This window comes from Paenibacillus sp. FSL H7-0331, assembly GCF_001956045.1.
The window spans coordinates 1-16,808 of record NZ_MRTH01000016.1 but is presented as its reverse complement, the minus strand read 5'-3'; the positions used below and the strand labels follow the sequence as shown (position 1 = coordinate 16,808).

Below are 16,808 nucleotides of genomic sequence, written 5' to 3'. Positions count from 1 at the left end.
TGATTTGTTTCGATCTAGAAGTTGGTTTGATAGCCTCCAATAGCATTAAAAATACCCATCGGTTTACGAGGGGCGATTACACATGTTGTTCATAAAGCTCGCGAAATTTCTCTGAAGGCTGCAGGCCGAGTTCTTGAAGCAGCAATTGTGTATAGCGCTCATAATAGTGTTGAAGGGATTGACGATCCCCCATAGCCCCTACGATATTCAGCAGAAGGAGATTGGACTCTTCTTCAAATTCATTGTGAGATACCATTTTTCTCGCAATGTGCGCTGCTTCTCGATATCGCCGCTGAGCTAGCAGCCAGCTTGCGAGACGCTTGGCAAAGGCATCGTACAATATCATCAATCGTTCTCGCTCCACAGCAGCCCACACAAACGATTTATCCTCGAACAACTCGCCTGCAAACTGTTTCTCCAAAGTGATTGCCTCTGCTTCATTTGCTGCATGAATTTCCGATAATGCCCCCACGGCCTGCTCAAATCGAATGAAATCAACATCTGCCTGATCCAAATCTACACGATACTGTTCTTGCGCTGAAGTGACCATCTCCTTGAACCCATGCAGCGACAACGCTTTCCGAAGCTGATAAACCGCCGTATGGAGGTACACTTCCGCATTTTTAAGAGGCATATCGGGGAAAACATCCTCCAAAACACGGATTTTGGCTACACTCCGACCTCGATGAACGAGCAAATATGCGAATAATTCCATGCTCTTCTTGGAAATCCATTTCACAGCTCCCAATTGCTTGCTGCTGGCCTCGAAGCAACCCAGTCCCCGAACCGTCAGTCGATTAAGTAAGAGGTCGCCACCATCAGAAGAAGAAGAAGAAGCACTGCGTCTGATAGACGCTCTAGTAATAGTCTGGGCTAGTCGCATTCTGGAAATAGGCTTAACCATATAGTCAAGTGGATAAACATCGTAAGCCTGAATCGCAAATTCCGCATGGGAGGTTGTAAACACGATCTCAAGTTCAGCACGAACCGAACGCAAGCTGCGGGCCAGCTCTAATCCGTTGTCCACAGCGATCTGGATGTCCAGAAATGCGAGATCCACCTCGCTGTCCCGAATGAAGTCTAGCGCCTCTGCCGCATTCTGGAAGCTTCCAACCAGCTCCACGCCTTCCATATTCGACAGCAGTCGCTTCATAGCCAACAGCATCGCAGGCTCATCGTCAACAAGGAGAACTTTCATCAATCTGTTCCGCCTCTCATAGTGAAGTGAAATACGCTTCCTTGCCCTACTTGGCTTTCCACCCATAGATTTCCTCCGCTTAGTTGTACGAACTGTCGGCTTACGAGCAGTCCAAGTCCCGCCCCCTTCTCGCCCAAGGTGCCTGCCACTGAGTTAAGCTGCTTTTCGCCAAATAACTGATGAACCTGTTCCTCTTCCATACCTACCCCGTTATCGCGGACGGAAATGGTCACCATTTCCCCCGATAACTGGGCATATACATGGACTGAACCCCCCAGTCCGGTAAATTTAATGGCGTTCGATAACAAATTACGAATAATTAATCCAAGTGCTTCCCGGTCAGCGTACACACGAGTGCCTGAATCAATCGTTTGATTCACACTGATATGTTTGGCCTCACTTTTAATATGCAGCATATGGCAGCATTCCTCCACAACCTCAGACAAATCCAATGACTGTGGACGAAGAGATAAATCTTCCCTCTGGCTGCGAAACCACTCTAACAAATTGTTAGCCATTCCGAGTGTATTACGAATCTGGTCACCCAGCATCTCGATGATTTCCCGATGTTCCGTATCGAAACGGTATCTATCTTCTTCTAGCAATTCCACTAGTTGAAACTGCAGCGCCAGTGGACTGCGAATATCATGGGATACGATCGTAAACAGTTGATCCTTCAACTGGCTGAGCTGTGCAATCTGCTCCAGATGCCTTTGCTTCTCCGTAATATCAAAGATGAGAGAAATGCTGCCCTGTCCCTGCTTGCCCAGTATATGTAACGGATATATGTTCACATTGTAGATTTTTCTTTCTCCATCCAGCCAAGCGTCAATCTCGACACGGCCCTGTTCCATTGACATGCACAGCTTATGCCATTCCGGCCAAGACGCCAATAATTCCGTCATATTCCGACCATAAATAGAGGCATATCCCATCTCTGAAAACCATTCGGAGGCCTGTTTATTACTGTCGATAATCTTTCCTGAAGCATTCGCGATCACTATACTTTCTTGAAGTGTATCGAGCACAATACTCCTGGCAATGGGAACGGTAGAGAAAAATTTAAGCCGCAGTGTAATGACTAGCATTAACATGCCTGTAAATCCACAGTAAACCGACAACGGAAGCAGCCAGGATGACCATGCAGGCTTCACCGATTTCACAACCTCAAGAACAAGCGGAAATGAGGACAGAAACAGCACCCACATTCCCGGCTTACGAAAATCGTTACGGATATTCCGAATGTACTGAAATATAAAATAAATACATACAGCCAGAGTACTATAACAAATAATAATGAACGCGATTGAATAGGCGGTTCTTGTCGTGACTAAATGACCGTCATAGAGCTGGATGGTGCGATATGTCAAATGAAGTTCAGGGTCGAACCACATAAGGAGCGACCAGAGCGCGAACCCTACGAACAACATGATCTTCCATCGTACCCTTAGTATCTTTTCATGACCAGTCAATTCATGTACGAACAAAATCATAAAAGGTATTATAAAATTAAGCGCCGTATACTGAACGTTGCGAAAAATTAGCTTCTCCATTAATAAATAGCTGCTTTTCTCCATAATGACGCCACTTGAGTAAATAAACCTGCAGACGATCACGCCGATAAAATAACTGACTCCGCGTGCTTTTCTAAACCTGTATGCAAAAGACAAAATGATGCACGTCATGATCACTGAGGCAATCATAAAGACAAGCTCTACTGTGGAATTCATGAGGTAGGCCCTTTTAGGTATGACGTAAAAAGAATTTTGCTATATTTCCCTTTCTTTTAATATAGTAGTATACGAAAACATAGAGCGCAAGGCTTGAACATAGAGTGAATGACATTTCAGACCGTCGATAACTAGTCAGATATTCGTATAGCCCGTACCGCTGCTTCCCAGCCTGAATTCAATGCAGATAAAGTAAAAATATTACTACGAAAAATCAAAATAAAGATAAGGAAAGAAATGCATTACAACTATAATGAAATAGATGATAGGTATATTGTTCTTTTACAGGAAGGTTCATAATGCCTATGAACGATAGGGGGATACGAAATGGATTTGGGATTAGCAGGAAAAGTAGCTCTGATTACCGGTGGAAGCAAGGGGATCGGATTAGTAACAGCGATAACGCTGGCCTCTGAGGGCGCCCATATCGCCATTTGCGCTCGCAATGAGGATGACCTGCGCAGCGCAGCAGCGAAGATTGTTGAGAAAACCGGCGCAAACGTTCACTATATTCAAGCCAACGTTTCATCCGAGGAAGATTGTCAGAGAGCTGTTGCGGAAACCGTAGGGCACTTTGGGCGATTGGATATATTGATCAATAATGCAGGCACCTTCGCCGCCAGCCCTTTCGAGCAAGCTACGCATGAGGATTGGACGCAGGATCTAGACTTGAAATTATTTGGTGCTATTCATTGTTCCAAAGCAGCACTGCCTTACTTAAAAGAATCAGGTAAAGGTGCGATTGTGAACATGTCTACCTCCTCCGCCAAAACCCCTGGCGCATCTACACTGCCCACTTCGGTCAGCCGTGCAGCAGGCTTGGCGTTAACCAAGGCCATGAGTAAAGATTTGGCCTCCAGCCATACTCGCGTGAATGCCGTGTGCGTGGGATTAATTCAAAGCGATCAGATCGAAAAGGGCTGGAAAAACCAGCATCCTGAGCTTACCTGGGAGCAATTCTCGCAGCTTCCCGACCATCAAATTCCGTTGGGTCGCATAGGCTATACACAGGAGGCGGCAAATGTAATTACGTTTCTCGTATCCGATGCCGCTTCTTATGTCACTGGCACGGCGGTGAATGTCGACGGCGGAAAAGGAGCAACACTATAAATCGTTGAAGAAGAAGACCCTCCAGCCTGTTGTATCAGGCTGGAGGGTCTTCTTCTCATAGCATTGGCCTTCCCTGACGCTTAAAGCTGCTTTCTCAAGGCCCATTGCCCGGCCTGAAGGATCAGCTTCCGGTACGTCGGGTGCTTGAATGATTCAACGTGATGCCCCGGCATAAGATAGACAACTCTGCCCAGACCGTACTCATGTGCCCAGGCAGCAGGCCATTTCTCGCCTTCATGCGTATATTCGAGCAGTACCGTCTTCTCTGACAATGGATCCATGTCATAACGGTAAGGCTCCTCATCCATGGTAAAGGGTTCAATTCCTTCTGTAATTTCGTGTTCTGCGGAAGTAAGATGGAAATCCAATGTTGTATAAGGAGGATGTCCCGTAAACTTGGCTCCTATCAATTGGCTCAGCTCATATCTGGCTTGCAGAGACACTCCATTATGAATAACTAGCAGCCCGCCGCCGCTGCTTACATAAGTTAATAGTCCCGCTACTTGCTCTGGCGTTACCTGAACGCGCCAGCTATCGGTATACGAAATGAATAAATCGAATTCTTTGAGCTGTTCAACCGTTAGCTTCTCCCGGTCTTCCGAAACCTCCACGCGAATATGATCCTCGAACACACCGATGATGTCATCTGCAACCGCTTGAAGCGGATGATATTTGGCGTTTATAATGTCACCCAGCAATAAAGCTTTTTTATTAGTTTCCATATGGCATATAAGCCCCTTTCGATCTGTTTACCAGCTCATTTCCTCAGCCTTGTAATTAAGGAAAGCCGGATGAGTTAATACCTCTTTGTTTTCTTGATACTGCAGCAGCGTTTCTACGATCTGTGAAGCCGCTTCCTCTGCTGCGACATCTGCGGATTCGTTTAATTTCCCACTCATATACGTCTTCATCCAGCCTGGGTGGATGACAAGAACACGTCCACCTTTGTTCTTCAATTGATTATGGACAAGGTTAGACTGAATGTTTAATGCCGCCTTCGACATGCAGTAGCCATACCAGCCCTCCCGCCACGTTTGATTAATTTGTCCGGCTTCAGAAGAAATATTGACAAGCAGTTTGTCTTCACCATTCATAAGAAGCGGTAGAATGGCCTGCGTCACCCTAAGCGGCCCCAATGCATTGACATTGAATAACTGTATGATGTTGTTAAAATCGATCTCTCCAAAAATTTCATCGTCCTTGCGGCCGCCGATGCCCGCATTATTAATAACGACATCCAGCTTGCTCGTATGGCCGCCGATCACACTAGCAGCTTGCTGAACACTGGCTTCGTCAGATACGTCCAAATCCATCACGATTAACCTACCGTCATACTCAGGGACCGCCTTGTCCAGCTGATCCCAATCGCGCAAATATCTGCCAGCAAATACGGTATATTGCCTGTTCAGCAGCTGCAGAACCAACTCGTACCCCAACCCCCGGTCCGCTCCGGTTACAAATGCAAACTTTGTCATGGATAGCCCACCCCGCAATCATTCTCTACATGCTTATTCGAATTCGTTAACCGCTAATCACACTTTGACACTAGTAAACGATTTCTGCTTTCTGTATTCAACAGGGGTCAGCCCGTTATAGGATTTGAATATTTTGATAAAATAGCTCTGGCTGTCATAACCAAGCAGCTCGCAAATTTTACACATCGGCTCATTGGTCATATCCAGCAGTTCTTTCGCTCTTTCCATCTTCATTCGGGTCACGTACTCAATAAACGTCTCTCCCGTTTCCTTCTTAAACAAACGGCTGAAGTAACTGGAATTCAAAAAGAGATGTTCGGCCACTTCCTCCAGAGAGATGCGTTTATCCAAATTCATGGACACATATTGCAAGGCATTCAGTACAGACAGACGTTTGCTATGGTCCATAATTTCTCCCGTCACCGATATGGCAGAATGGAAGTAATCGATAAGCCAGCTTTCCAGCTCCGTCAAGGTATCGATCTCTAAGATATCCTTGTGCATCACATCGACGGAATACGTGGACCGGAAATGCTGCAAGGATTGCAGCTTTAGCTTCAAATCGAGCAGCAGCTTCAATACCCAATCCTTAACCATCTCCGGCGGGCAAGCCTGCTCCTTGAATACGTTCATCCAACGTTGGATCGTTGGCAGCAAGGCCGCTTCTCGTTTATCGATCAGAATGTCTCTGAACTCTTCATTGGCCTTATCGTAAAAAGAGAATACGTGTGCTTTGACAAGCCCCCGATCCTGTTGTCTGGCGATCTCTCCCTCACCTAAATAAAAGCGTTGTGCTGAGCTGCCCAGCAGCCCTTTTAGACCCTGCTTCAGCTCCTCATGGTTGGTGCTTATCGTTCCGATCAAATAGTTCATGGTTATTTTCAAGGAACGGCGCAGTGCTCCTTGTATCAACTCAATCGTTCGTTTCGTTTGCTCATAAGGATTTACCTTAAGACCTGGCGGGTACAAATACAGCATAAACGATTCTTTGGCATCGTAGCTGACATGAATCGTCCGGGAACTCTCCTTGTCCAATACTTCCTGAATCACATTATTGACAGCAAAACGCAAAATATCGTGGGATCCGAATCGCTGAGTGACGCTTCGGTAGTTGCTGATAAAGCCCATGACCGGGAGGCATACTTGCCCTTGGAAGCTTAAGCCGAAGGCGTTCGCCTCCAATTGCCATTTGGCTGCATCCAAAATAGGTTCCTGGATGGTACTGCGAATAAACTTTTCCCTCATCAGCTCTTTGCTGCGATCAACCAGATCCAGCAGATGGGTATGGAGTTGATCCTGCTGCTGTTCCTGGTCCAGTTTGTCCTTAAACTGCAGCAGCAGCTTCTCCAGATCTGCAGGATCCAAAGTATCCTTCAGCAGGTAATCCTGAACATTCAGCTTCATCGCCTGCTGCGCCAAACGAAATTCATTATGGCAGGACAGAATAGCGACTCGAATATCCGGTTTGCGCTGCTGCAGCTCACGAATGAGCTCCAAACCGTTCATCTTGGGCATGCCAATATCCGTAATGACAATATCCGGCATAGTTTCAGCGCACGCTTCCAAAGCACTTATCCCATTCTCATGAACACTGATCAGCTGCAAGTCGAGGCGTACCCAGTCTATGGCTTCCGATAATAACTCAAGAACGGGATAGTCATCATCTACCAGCATCACTTTATACATCGCGGCGACCCTCCAATTCCCTTGGAAACAGCATCGTTACCCAGCTCCCTTTTCCGCGTTCACTGTCGATCTTCATTTCAAAGGCATCCCCGAAGGTTAGCTTCATCCGTTCCCATACATTAGGCAAACCCACGCTGGAAAAGCGATATTCATCCTCTCCCTCTGATGTGTCCAAGCCTTTGCCTGTCAGCACATTATGACGAAGTGACGCTAATACGTGGGGTTCCATTCCTTGCCCATTATCCTCAACTACCACTACGAATTGCCGTTCATTTACAGTTGCCCTCAGCGTAATGGTTCCAGCGCATTGATTCAATCCGTGAATAAGCGCATTTTCAATTATCGGCTGTAAAAAGAATCTCGGTACCTTCTCAAAAAGCACATCCGGTGACACATCAATTTCAAGGTTCACCTTTTCCTTTTGCCTCATATCCATTAATTGAACATACTCCTTGACGGTCCCCACCTCTTCGTGAAGGTAGATCAAATCTTGATCCTGAGAGATCGTCATTCTGAGAAGCTTGGAGAGTGAGCTCATCATTTGCGCGCTTTCCACATCGCCTTTCCTCAGCACCTTCATTCGAATCGAATTCAGTACATTAAACAAGAAATGCGGATTGATCTGCACCTGCAGCATAGCGAGCTCCGCCTTGCGCTTGCGCGTCTGGGTTTCTGTAATTTCAGCAATCATATATTTGATATGATCCAGCATTTGATCTATGGACATGCCGAGATTTCCAATTTCATCCTGGCCCCGGATGTAGGAACGCACCTCCAAATTGCCTCGCCGTACCGTTGCCGCCACCCTTCCCAAATGCACGAGCGGCTTTGTAAAAGCTTGCAGGAGATAGAGCAGCAGCAATAAAAATACAAGGAATGAGATGACTTGATAAATAAGTACCCGCTTAAAGATCGAATCGATTTTGAAAATCGCTTTTTTATAAGGAATTAACGACACCAGCTTCCAATCGGTAACGCTTAACGGGAGTGTAGTCAGCAAATAATCTTCATTCTCAATACGAATGATATCCGAGGCACGCTCTGCCGCTTGCTTCACATAGGGGAATTGGGTGCCGACATGTTCGCTGTTTCTTTGTGAAAGGATCGTATCCGACTCATCCAGCAGCAAGGTTTCCTGACCCGATGCTATTCGGTTAAATATTTGGTTCACTTGATTTTCCATGACCGTTACAATGACATAGCCGTAAATATCGAGTCCATCACCTCGCAGTGTGCGGGCTACAGAGAGTTGATGCGTGTTTTTTAATGATTTTTCGGTCGTAAACACCGTTGGCGCCGTGCCTACCCAGTAGGATTGAAGCCCGTTCAATTCTTTTAGCTTACCGAACCAAGGCTCTTGAAAGATTTGCGTCGGATCATACTCATACAGCGGGTAGTTCGTATAATACGTTCCGTTTTTCAATAAAATCGTCACATAGCTCTTTTCACCGGTGAAAGTAATATTCGTGATTTTGCTAGTAATCTTGTATCTATCGGCAAATCTCCGATATTCAATATCGGCTCCCTGATACCCGCCTTTTGAAACCTCATTCAAAATCGTATTAATTTCGGAATCAATTTGAATATAATTCGCAATATTAAGCATGTATTTCAGCAGATTCGTGACGTAGCCGTCTACCAGCTTTAGAGATTCCGCAGCATTGGAGACCGCCTGCTCCTTAACCGCGTCTCGCGTTAAATAATTGTAGACCGAAATGGTTATACAAGCCGGAATCAAAATGCAGACAACGGATGCAATCATCAGTTTAAATCGAAGCGTTCGGGGTGGCACCATTCTAGCTAGCATTTTCCACATCTGCTATCCTCCCTTATCGACCTAGAAAGGGTATAGAACAGGCCCCCTCCTACTTGCTTCTATTATAACTTCTTATTTTTTATTCGTATCAATCAATTTTTGAACACGGTCTTTAGATTTTTTGATCATGGTGTCTATATCCTGCTTGCCGAAAATTAACAGCTCAAATTCCTCATTGATCGCTTTATTAATTTCAGCTTGATACGTAACCGGAGGAATCGACTTGCCTGACTTGTAACCGGTCATAACGTTCGTGATCGAAGCTTTGTCCACCTTTTCCGGATTTTTCGTTTTGCTCAGAATGACATCGACAATTTTACCCATTTCCTCCGGCTTTACTTTGCTCCATGATGGAATTTGCTTGCCTTGAACGATTTGACCTTCTGTCGTATACCAACGAATGAACTTATACGCTTCTTCCTTATGCTTGGAGCTGGCAGCTATAGCCATGTAATCGGTTATATATGGCGCGTAGCCGCTCTCATCGCCAGGTGCATTTTTCGGATATGGCGCTACTGCAACGTTAAAATTCAGCGGGAATTGGTCTGTGCCGCCAAGCTCACTTGTAAACCAGCTGCCCATCAGAACCATACTTGTCGTTTGGTTAAAGAAAGCAGGACGATAATGCAGCTTTTGCGAAATTCTTTCGTCGTACGGAGTTAAGGATTTGTCCTCCTTCTCCATTTTGAGATACAGCTCAAGTGTCTTTTTAAATAACGGGCTATCGAGATTTGACGTGCCGTCCGCTTTGAGGAACTCCATATTATCTGACTGATTGCCCAGCTCAAGCTTCATAAACTCCATGAATCCGCCGTCGGTCGGTCCGTGAAAGAATGCGCCGTAACGCTTGGTTGGGCCCTCGCCCTTCGTCAATTTCTTGGCATAGTCCCTAAACTCATCCCAGGTCCAATCCGTAGGTACCTTCAGTCCAGCTTGATCCAAATGGTCTTTATTCAGGACCACATACCAAGGAGTCAGCTTCGTCGGCAGCGCGTAATATTTGCCGTTGAGCAGCGTATCTACCTTATATTCTTCACTGACCTTAAAGCCTTCTTTGGCAATAAAATCATCCATCGGTGCGGCGATCCCCAATGCAACTCGCTTAGCAAAGCTGGCCGGGTCCGTCAGCATCAAGACATCCATCGTTTCCCCGGATGAAGCGGCCAAATCGAGCTTTTTGTTAGCCTCAGCCGTATCTCCCTTATCGCTAAGCTGCACCAAATCAATCTTAATATCGGGGAATTTTTTCTCAAAAGCGGGAATGGTGTCCTTCCAGTTGTAGTTCGAGTCCATACCGTGCGTCAAAAATCGAATCGTAACCGGTTCCTTCGCTTTCCCGCCAGACGGTGTACCGTTCCCCTCATTGGATTGCGTTTTACTTTCGGTTGAACAACCGGCCAGCAGGCTGAGTACCATAGTTCCTGCGAGCACAACCTTGAACTTATTGTTTTTCAAGTGAACCCCTCCATCATTTGTGATAACGCTTCCACTTCTCGCTCATTGTAACAATATCTTGGGCTCCTTCTCTAAAAGAGAATTGACTTTTTTATCTAATATTTTGACTTTATAACGCCAATCCGCTCTATTGTTAACCTGATTATCCTTTAACGCCTCCCATCGAGATGCCTTCAATTACACTTTTTTGTCCAATCAGGAAAACGATCAGCAGCGGGAAAATAGCTGAAACAGCGGCTGCCATGATGAGTGAATAAAATTCGCCATTAATGCTCGAAAATTTTTGCATAGCCAATTGGATCGTATACAACTTATCTGTCCTTAAGAAAATTAGCGGATTCTGATAATCATTCCATGTCCAAATGAATCGCAGGATTGCATATGTGGCTATAGCCGGACGCACCAGAGGAAGCGCAATGCTATAATAAATTCTGAAATGCCCCGCACCTTCCATTTTAGCCGATTCAATGTATTCATTGTGGATGCCCATGAAAAACTGTCTCAGCATAAACGTGCCCAGTACACTAAAGCTATTAAGAACAATCAATCCCATATGGGTATCAAAAAAACCGACGGAGCGGTATAAAATAAACTGCGGAATGAGAATCGCCTGTCCAGGAACCATATAGGTAGCCAATACGATCAGGAACAGCCACTTGCCTGCAGGAAATTGAACTTTGGAGAAGCCATAGGCTGCCAAGCTTGAAACCGTGCAGGAGATCAGCGTTGTAAGTACACTAATTTTAATGGAATTCCAATAGTACGTATAGAAGGGATATTTGCCAAACCATACCTCCGTGTAATTTTGCCAAGCATTCCAGTGGACAGGAATCCATTGAATCGGGAAATTAAATACATCGGCTTCAATCTTGAAGGATGCCGAAATCATCCAGAAAAAGGGCATCAGAAAAAGTAGGCTGAACACAAACATGATGATGGTAAGCGATAATTTACGTATATTGAGTGATAGCTGCACGCTGCTTCCTCCTTTCTAGTAATTGACCCATTTCTTTTGACCGAGCCATTGCAATATCGTAATAAGCAATACACAGAAGAATAAAACGGATGCCATCGAGGAGGCATAACCAATCTTCAAATTAACAAATGCCATTTCATACATGTCCCAAACCATCATCGAAGTGGATCTCATCGGTCCACCCCTTGTCAGGATGGCAATCAAATCGAATACCTTAAAGGTTGCAATGATACCGGAGACAAGTAAAAAGAAGGTAGTAGGCGACAGGAGCGGCAGTGTAATTTTCTGAAATTTCACCCAACCGTTGGCACCATCAATGTCGGCCGCTTCATATAGATCCTTGGGAATGTTCTGTAGTCCGGCAATATAAATGATCATGTTAAAGCCGATAGAAATCCATATGGATACCATCATCAGTGAAGGCAGCGCGTAGGACGGGTCTGCTATCCACTTAGGCGGATTGTCAATACCGATAGAGGTCAGAAATTGATTCACAGGTCCTGTAGACGGATTAAAAAGCACCATCCACACGGTCGCAACTGCTACCACGCTAGAAATATAGGGCATGAAAAAAGCGACCTTAAAAAAACTTTTAAAATAAATATGCTTTTCGATAAGAATCGCGAGCACCAAAGAAATACCCATATAAATAGGGACCGTCAGTAAAAACATAGCGTTATTTTTCATCGACTTCAAAAACGCGGTATCGCTAATAAGCGTTTGGAAGTTACTCAGACCAACCCATTTGAAGCCTTGAAGCCCCATAATAAAGTTCCAATCGGAAAAGGATATCAAGAACGTCGCTATAATAGGGATCAGTGTTAAAAACGTTACGCCTATGATCATCGGACTGACGAACAATAAACCAGCCAGGGATTCTTTGCGCTGCAGCGATCCTGTTCGTTGCTTAGAAATTGGTCTATCCATGGAAACTACAGAGGAATTTCGGTTCATAACATTCACCTCTCTAATAAAATCTAATTATTGCTGTGCCGACCACTCACGAATCTTTTTGTCGGATGGAAGTAAGAAGCCCATAGCGCCCAATAAAGGCATAAACGAGCAGGCTGTAATGACCAGTGTCAAGCTGGTGGCATCAATCAATCCTCCCAATGCTACGGCACCGATCGCGCCCATACCGAAAGATAACCCTGTAATCAGGCCCGAAACGGTTCCCACCTTGCCAGGCACCAGCTCCTGCACATAAACCACCGTTACAGAAAAGCTGCTGTGATTGAGAACACCCAGTATAAATAGCAACGGATAGGTCCACAGCTCATTGGCATGCGGAAGCAGCATGGCGAACGGGGCTGAGCCGAGCAGAGAAAGCAAAATCACATTTCTCCGGCCAATTCGGTCTGATAGCGGACCTCCTACAAATGTTCCGAGAATGCCTGCACCCAAATAAATGAAAATATAAAGCTGCGCCGTAGGTACGGATATTTGAAAATGCTCAATCATGTAGAACACGAAATAGGTTGAGATGCTTGATCCAAACCAAGACCTGGCGAAAGCAATGAAAATGATCAAAATGATTGCGTAACGAATCGTTTTTTTGTGCTTTTCATCCAATTGTCTGACGTTTGAGCTGCTTTTCTTCACCGGGATGAGCGACAAATGCGCTCTATACCAGCGCGCGACCCACAGCTGAATAGCTATGCCTGCAGCAGCTAACAGCGTGAACCAAATCGCCCCGAATTGTCCGTATGGAAAAAAGATCAGTGCCGTCATGAGCGGCGCTAGCGCATTACCCGTATTGCCTCCGACTTGGAAAATCGATTGCGCCAAGCCTCTGCGCGGCCCGGCAGCCAAATAAGAAATCCGCGACCCCTCCGGATGAAACATCGCTGAAGCCAAGCCTACGCAAGCAACAGCTGCGAGCACCATCGCATACCCCGGAGCAAAAGCCAGCCCCAGCATGCCGAGAACCGCGATTACCATGCCGAGTGGCAGCAAATTCGGCGTAGGCCGCGCGTCCGCATACATCCCGACAAAAGGCTGTATAACCGAGGATGAAAAATACAAGATGAACGTAATCATACCTATTTGCGTAAATGACAAATGCAACGAATCCCTCAAGATCGGGTAAGAGGCCGGAATGACCGCTTGCAGCGCGTCGTTGATCAAGTGGGCCAAGCTTATTGCAAATATGACAGGGTAAATAGTCGGTTTTGCCTTCTGTTCACTTAATTCACTCATGGCTGTCTGTTAACTCCTCCTGATTGGTTCATGCTTTCCTGTACCTCCCTTGCCTTTTTCATATTGTTCATTATAGGGGAATGAGCTTTTAGAACTTTGCTCTATTTTGATTTTCTTTTGTAGAATTATGACTTTCTTCTCGATTTGTCGGAGGAGTGATTCGCGTACTGTACATCTTGACGACAAAAAAAGACAAGTGCGATATACACTTGTCCGGGTTGTCGAGGAAATCAGGTTATTTTCAAGAAAGTGGCCATCCAGTCGAAGCATACAATCACTCATGGTTTCACAGTGGGAAAACAGTGTTATTTAATGCTATCAACTTCTAAAGGCCGCAGCGTAGATACGGTGTTAGAAGTTGTATCGGCCTTCTTTGTACTACTTTCAAAAAGTCTTAATAAAAAAATAAAACATCAAGCTGTCAGACCTGATGTTTTAAAATCCAATTTTCTATGTCCTCTTCTTTCAATAATCCTTCTGCAACTCTTAATCCCAAATCAATGAGCTCACTTTGACTGTAATTTATTGTTATGTCATTAAGTTTGAGCAGTAACAACATAGTGGCAACACCAATTCGCTTATTCCCATCGACAAACCCATGAAAGCACTATCGATTAATGTTCGATCCCTTATTCCATCTGATCCACCTGTTACATTTACGATCTTCCGATGAAATATTACGATCTGTTCTACAGTAATTGTATTCATTACTTCGCTAACTCCTCAAGAGCATCGCGATTCTCAACTATAATATTGTCCATTAAAGCTTCAAGTTTATTCTGATTTCTAGACTTGAGAAATTCCACAAAATCAATAACTTCTAATTTTTTATCCTCTGGTAGCGCTAAAAAATCCTGTAGCAACTTTTCTTCGATACTCATAGCTACACCCCCAAATACTGATACATCCAGTATACACCAAATTACTATGTATTTTAACATTGGCTTCATGAACTACTCACATATTATATATTGCCGATATTTCTTCTAACGTGGTATTTGCGAACTTCGCAAATACCACACAACTTACAGTTCGGGCAAACTCCATATCTCTTTCTTTGTCCCCACAGTCGCGAGTGGGTTAATACCTGATTTAATGGCCTTTCTGAGTCGTAGATGTAACAATTGGCCAACAGTCATCACAATTAACTTCTGTCTATTATGCCAACAAAGGTAACTGAAAACACATAAAGAAAAAGCATAAGTTGCTGATACGGCAACTTACGCTTAATTTATGCTTCCTTTAACATACGGTTTTTTTGGTTATTCGGATTTGCTTGTTTTTTACCAGCTAAGTCAAGTGTCTGCGCGGTTGAAGTATGAATTTCGTCGATAAGCTCTGGGTTTTTCAACAGTGACACGCCATAAGAAGGAATCATTTCTTTTATTTTCGGCTCCCACGCTTTGATATGTTGTGGGAAGCATTTATTGATGATCTCAAGCATAACGGAAACGGCGGTAGAAGCACCCGGAGAAGCGCCGAGCAATGCAGCTATCGAGCCATCAGCGGCATTAATAACTTCTGTACCAAATTGAAGCGTTCCTTTGCCGGCAGCCGTATCTTTAATAATTTGCACACGCTGACCTGCTACCAGTAAATCCCAATCTTCGCTCTTGGCATTCGGAACAAATTCCCGTAATGCTTCCATGCGCTTTTCTTTCGATAACATAACTTCCTTGATCAGGTAGGTGGTCAATGGAACGTTTTTTACACCTGCCGCCATCATCGTTACGAGATTATGTGGTTTTACGGAAGTTACCAAGTCAAACATGGAACCAAATTTCAAAAACTTTGGTGAAAAGCCGGCAAACGGTCCGAAGAATAACGATTCTTTATTGTCGATAAATCTGGTGTCAAGATGTGGAACCGACATTGGCGGAGCACCAATCGCAGCTTTACCGTATACTTTTGCACGATGCTTGGCTACAACATCCGGTTTCTGACAGACCATAAATAGTCCGCTTACCGGAAATCCACCAATACCTTTTCCTTCAGGAATACCGGATTTTTGCAGCAAATGCAGGCTTCCGCCGCCGCCGCCGATAAAGACGAATTTTGCAGCATGGCTTTCAACGGTACCGTTATCGACATTACGCACTTTCAATTCCCACGAGCCATCGCTAGTACGTGTAATATCATCAACATTATGTTTGAATTTTATATCGACATTTTTACTTTTCAAGTGGTCAAACAATGTACGCGTTAAAGCGCCAAAGTTGACATCCGTGCCAGATTCAATTCTTGTAGCCGCTATAGGTTTATTGGATGTCCGGTCTTTCATCATTAACGGAATCCATTCCATCAGCTTTGCTGGGTCATCGGAAAATTCCATCCCTTGAAACAGGGGATTGTCAGACAGTGCTTCAAAACGATTTTTTAAGAACGTTACATCTTGTTCCCCTTGTACAAAGCTCATATGAGGCACTGGCACGATAAAATCCCGCGGATTACGTATCAGATTGCTGTTAACAAGATAAGACCAAAACTGCTTTGAAACCTGATACTCTTCATTAACTTTAATAGCTTTGCTAATATCTATAGATCCGTCCGGTTGTTCGACGGTGTAGTTAAGCTCACACAGTGAAGAATGCCCCGTTCCCGCATTATTCCATTCGTTAGAACTTTCCTCTCCTGCGTTTTCACGCCTCTCTAACACTGTAATTTCCCAGTCCGGTACTAATTCTTTCAGCAGCGACCCCAAAGTAGCACTCATGATTCCAGCACCAATTAAGATAACGTCTGTTTTAGTTTGTCTGTTACTCATTTTTACCGTCCTTATGCCCTTAGATTTGCAGAAAAAATGTAGGCGCTACGAGCATGGTCGCGACCTATCACACATCTTTTCTGGATCAAATATAACCTACTCATAGTGTACCACTATTAATTGTAGATTAAAATATTAAAATTTACTATTATATGATAGTTGTAAACAAAAAAAGAACCAACGTTTATTATAGGCGAATGGATGACCTTATTTCAAATGTTGGGCGCTGTCCTGTTACTGGGATCAACTTATATAAGTGAAACAAGCAGGAATAATAGAACTATCGTTCTCCGTCAGATTTAAGGTCATCTTAACTTTTAGCCAGTTCCACCCTTCACTGATAAAGTGAGGTATATATTTGCTCCACATCCAGCTTCCAGTGAAGGCACCGTGTACAAA

14 protein-coding genes are annotated in these 16,808 nt (G+C 44.6%); 1 reads left to right on the top strand and 13 read right to left on the bottom strand.

Translation table 11 applies throughout. The features are described from left to right. Positions 1 to 76 precede the first annotated feature (76 nt). Entirely contained in the window at positions 77 to 1,198 is a 1,122-nt protein-coding gene (locus tag BK127_RS22505) for a response regulator (protein WP_076233776.1), read from the bottom strand. Then, complete coding sequence (locus BK127_RS22500; protein ID WP_076233775.1) at positions 1,198 to 2,928, bottom strand: sensor histidine kinase; 1,731 nt, start codon at positions 2,926 to 2,928, stop codon at positions 1,198 to 1,200. The genes BK127_RS22505 and BK127_RS22500 overlap by 1 nt, the downstream gene beginning before the upstream one ends. A 327-nt stretch (positions 2,929 to 3,255) precedes the next feature. Between BK127_RS22500 and BK127_RS22495 the strand changes: the two genes are divergently transcribed. After that, a complete protein-coding gene (locus BK127_RS22495) occupies positions 3,256 to 4,038 on the top strand; it encodes an SDR family NAD(P)-dependent oxidoreductase (RefSeq protein WP_076233774.1) in 783 nt (260 codons plus the stop codon). 80 nt (positions 4,039 to 4,118) lie between these two features. Here BK127_RS22495 and BK127_RS22490 read toward each other — a convergent pair whose 3' ends face one another. The 11 genes from BK127_RS22490 to BK127_RS22445 form a co-directional block, all read right to left on the bottom strand. Then, a complete protein-coding gene (locus tag BK127_RS22490; protein WP_076233773.1) occupies positions 4,119 to 4,760 on the bottom strand; it encodes a ThuA domain-containing protein in 642 nt (213 codons plus the stop codon). Positions 4,761 to 4,787: 27 nt separating this feature from the next. After that, on the bottom strand, positions 4,788 to 5,513 hold the full coding sequence (locus BK127_RS22485; RefSeq protein ID WP_076233772.1) for an SDR family oxidoreductase: 726 nt from the start codon (positions 5,511 to 5,513) through the stop codon (positions 4,788 to 4,790). Between the two features lie 57 nt (positions 5,514 to 5,570). Further along, positions 5,571 to 7,199 (bottom strand): response regulator transcription factor, encoded by a 1,629-nt coding sequence (locus BK127_RS22480; protein WP_076233771.1) that lies wholly within the window; start codon positions 7,197 to 7,199, stop codon positions 5,571 to 5,573. Then, the gene (locus BK127_RS22475; RefSeq protein WP_076233770.1) at positions 7,192 to 9,015 is read right to left on the bottom strand and encodes a cache domain-containing sensor histidine kinase; all 1,824 of its coding nucleotides are present in this window, start codon (positions 9,013 to 9,015) and stop codon (positions 7,192 to 7,194) included. The genes BK127_RS22480 and BK127_RS22475 overlap by 8 nt, the downstream gene beginning before the upstream one ends. A gap of 72 nt (positions 9,016 to 9,087) precedes the next feature. Next, positions 9,088 to 10,470, bottom strand: coding sequence for an ABC transporter substrate-binding protein (locus BK127_RS22470; RefSeq protein ID WP_076233769.1), 1,383 nt, complete (start codon positions 10,468 to 10,470; stop codon positions 9,088 to 9,090). 142 nt (positions 10,471 to 10,612) lie between these two features. Then, a complete protein-coding gene (locus BK127_RS22465) occupies positions 10,613 to 11,401 on the bottom strand; it encodes a carbohydrate ABC transporter permease (protein WP_179097576.1) in 789 nt (262 codons plus the stop codon). A 60-nt stretch (positions 11,402 to 11,461) separates the two neighbouring features. Next, positions 11,462 to 12,373 carry a carbohydrate ABC transporter permease gene (locus BK127_RS22460; RefSeq protein WP_372237371.1) on the bottom strand — a complete coding sequence of 304 codons (912 nt, stop codon included), beginning with the start codon at positions 12,371 to 12,373 and terminating at the stop codon, positions 11,462 to 11,464. Between the two features lie 54 nt (positions 12,374 to 12,427). After that, entirely contained in the window at positions 12,428 to 13,645 is a 1,218-nt protein-coding gene (locus BK127_RS22455) for an MFS transporter (protein ID WP_076233766.1), read from the bottom strand. A 421-nt stretch (positions 13,646 to 14,066) separates the two neighbouring features. After that, the gene (locus BK127_RS45705; protein WP_218639030.1) at positions 14,067 to 14,204 is read right to left on the bottom strand and encodes a hypothetical protein; all 138 of its coding nucleotides are present in this window, start codon (positions 14,202 to 14,204) and stop codon (positions 14,067 to 14,069) included. A gap of 148 nt (positions 14,205 to 14,352) precedes the next feature. Beyond that, positions 14,353 to 14,526: a DUF2281 domain-containing protein gene (locus BK127_RS43040; protein WP_144026534.1), complete on the bottom strand. Its 174-nt coding sequence runs from the start codon at positions 14,524 to 14,526 to the stop codon at positions 14,353 to 14,355. A 350-nt stretch (positions 14,527 to 14,876) separates the two neighbouring features. Continuing rightward, the gene (locus tag BK127_RS22445) at positions 14,877 to 16,424 is read right to left on the bottom strand and encodes a malate:quinone oxidoreductase (protein WP_256711412.1); all 1,548 of its coding nucleotides are present in this window, start codon (positions 16,422 to 16,424) and stop codon (positions 14,877 to 14,879) included. Positions 16,425 to 16,808: the final 384 nt, after the last annotated feature.

What these genes read in the sequence shown, in the direction of transcription:
- BK127_RS22485 (WP_076233772.1), bottom strand. Translation starts at nt 5,513, where the DNA reads ATGACAAAGTTTGCATTTGTAACCGGAGCGGACCGGGGGTTGGGGTAC.
- BK127_RS45705 (WP_218639030.1), bottom strand. Translation starts at nt 14,204, where the DNA reads ATGTTGTTACTGCTCAAACTTAATGACATAACAATAAATTACAGTCAA.
- BK127_RS22480 (WP_076233771.1), bottom strand. Translation starts at nt 7,199, where the DNA reads ATGTATAAAGTGATGCTGGTAGATGATGACTATCCCGTTCTTGAGTTA.
- BK127_RS22455 (WP_076233766.1), bottom strand. Translation starts at nt 13,645, where the DNA reads ATGAGTGAATTAAGTGAACAGAAGGCAAAACCGACTATTTACCCTGTC.
- BK127_RS22495 (WP_076233774.1), top strand. Translation starts at nt 3,256, where the DNA reads ATGGATTTGGGATTAGCAGGAAAAGTAGCTCTGATTACCGGTGGAAGC.
- BK127_RS43040 (WP_144026534.1), bottom strand. Translation starts at nt 14,526, where the DNA reads ATGAGTATCGAAGAAAAGTTGCTACAGGATTTTTTAGCGCTACCAGAG.
- BK127_RS22460 (WP_372237371.1), bottom strand. Translation starts at nt 12,373, where the DNA reads ATGGATAGACCAATTTCTAAGCAACGAACAGGATCGCTGCAGCGCAAA.
- BK127_RS22505 (WP_076233776.1), bottom strand. Translation starts at nt 1,198, where the DNA reads ATGAAAGTTCTCCTTGTTGACGATGAGCCTGCGATGCTGTTGGCTATG.
- BK127_RS22465 (WP_179097576.1), bottom strand. Translation starts at nt 11,401, where the DNA reads ATGTTTGTGTTCAGCCTACTTTTTCTGATGCCCTTTTTCTGGATGATT.
- BK127_RS22500 (WP_076233775.1), bottom strand. Translation starts at nt 2,928, where the DNA reads ATGAATTCCACAGTAGAGCTTGTCTTTATGATTGCCTCAGTGATCATG.
- BK127_RS22490 (WP_076233773.1), bottom strand. Translation starts at nt 4,760, where the DNA reads ATGGAAACTAATAAAAAAGCTTTATTGCTGGGTGACATTATAAACGCC.
- BK127_RS22475 (WP_076233770.1), bottom strand. Translation starts at nt 9,015, where the DNA reads ATGTGGAAAATGCTAGCTAGAATGGTGCCACCCCGAACGCTTCGATTT.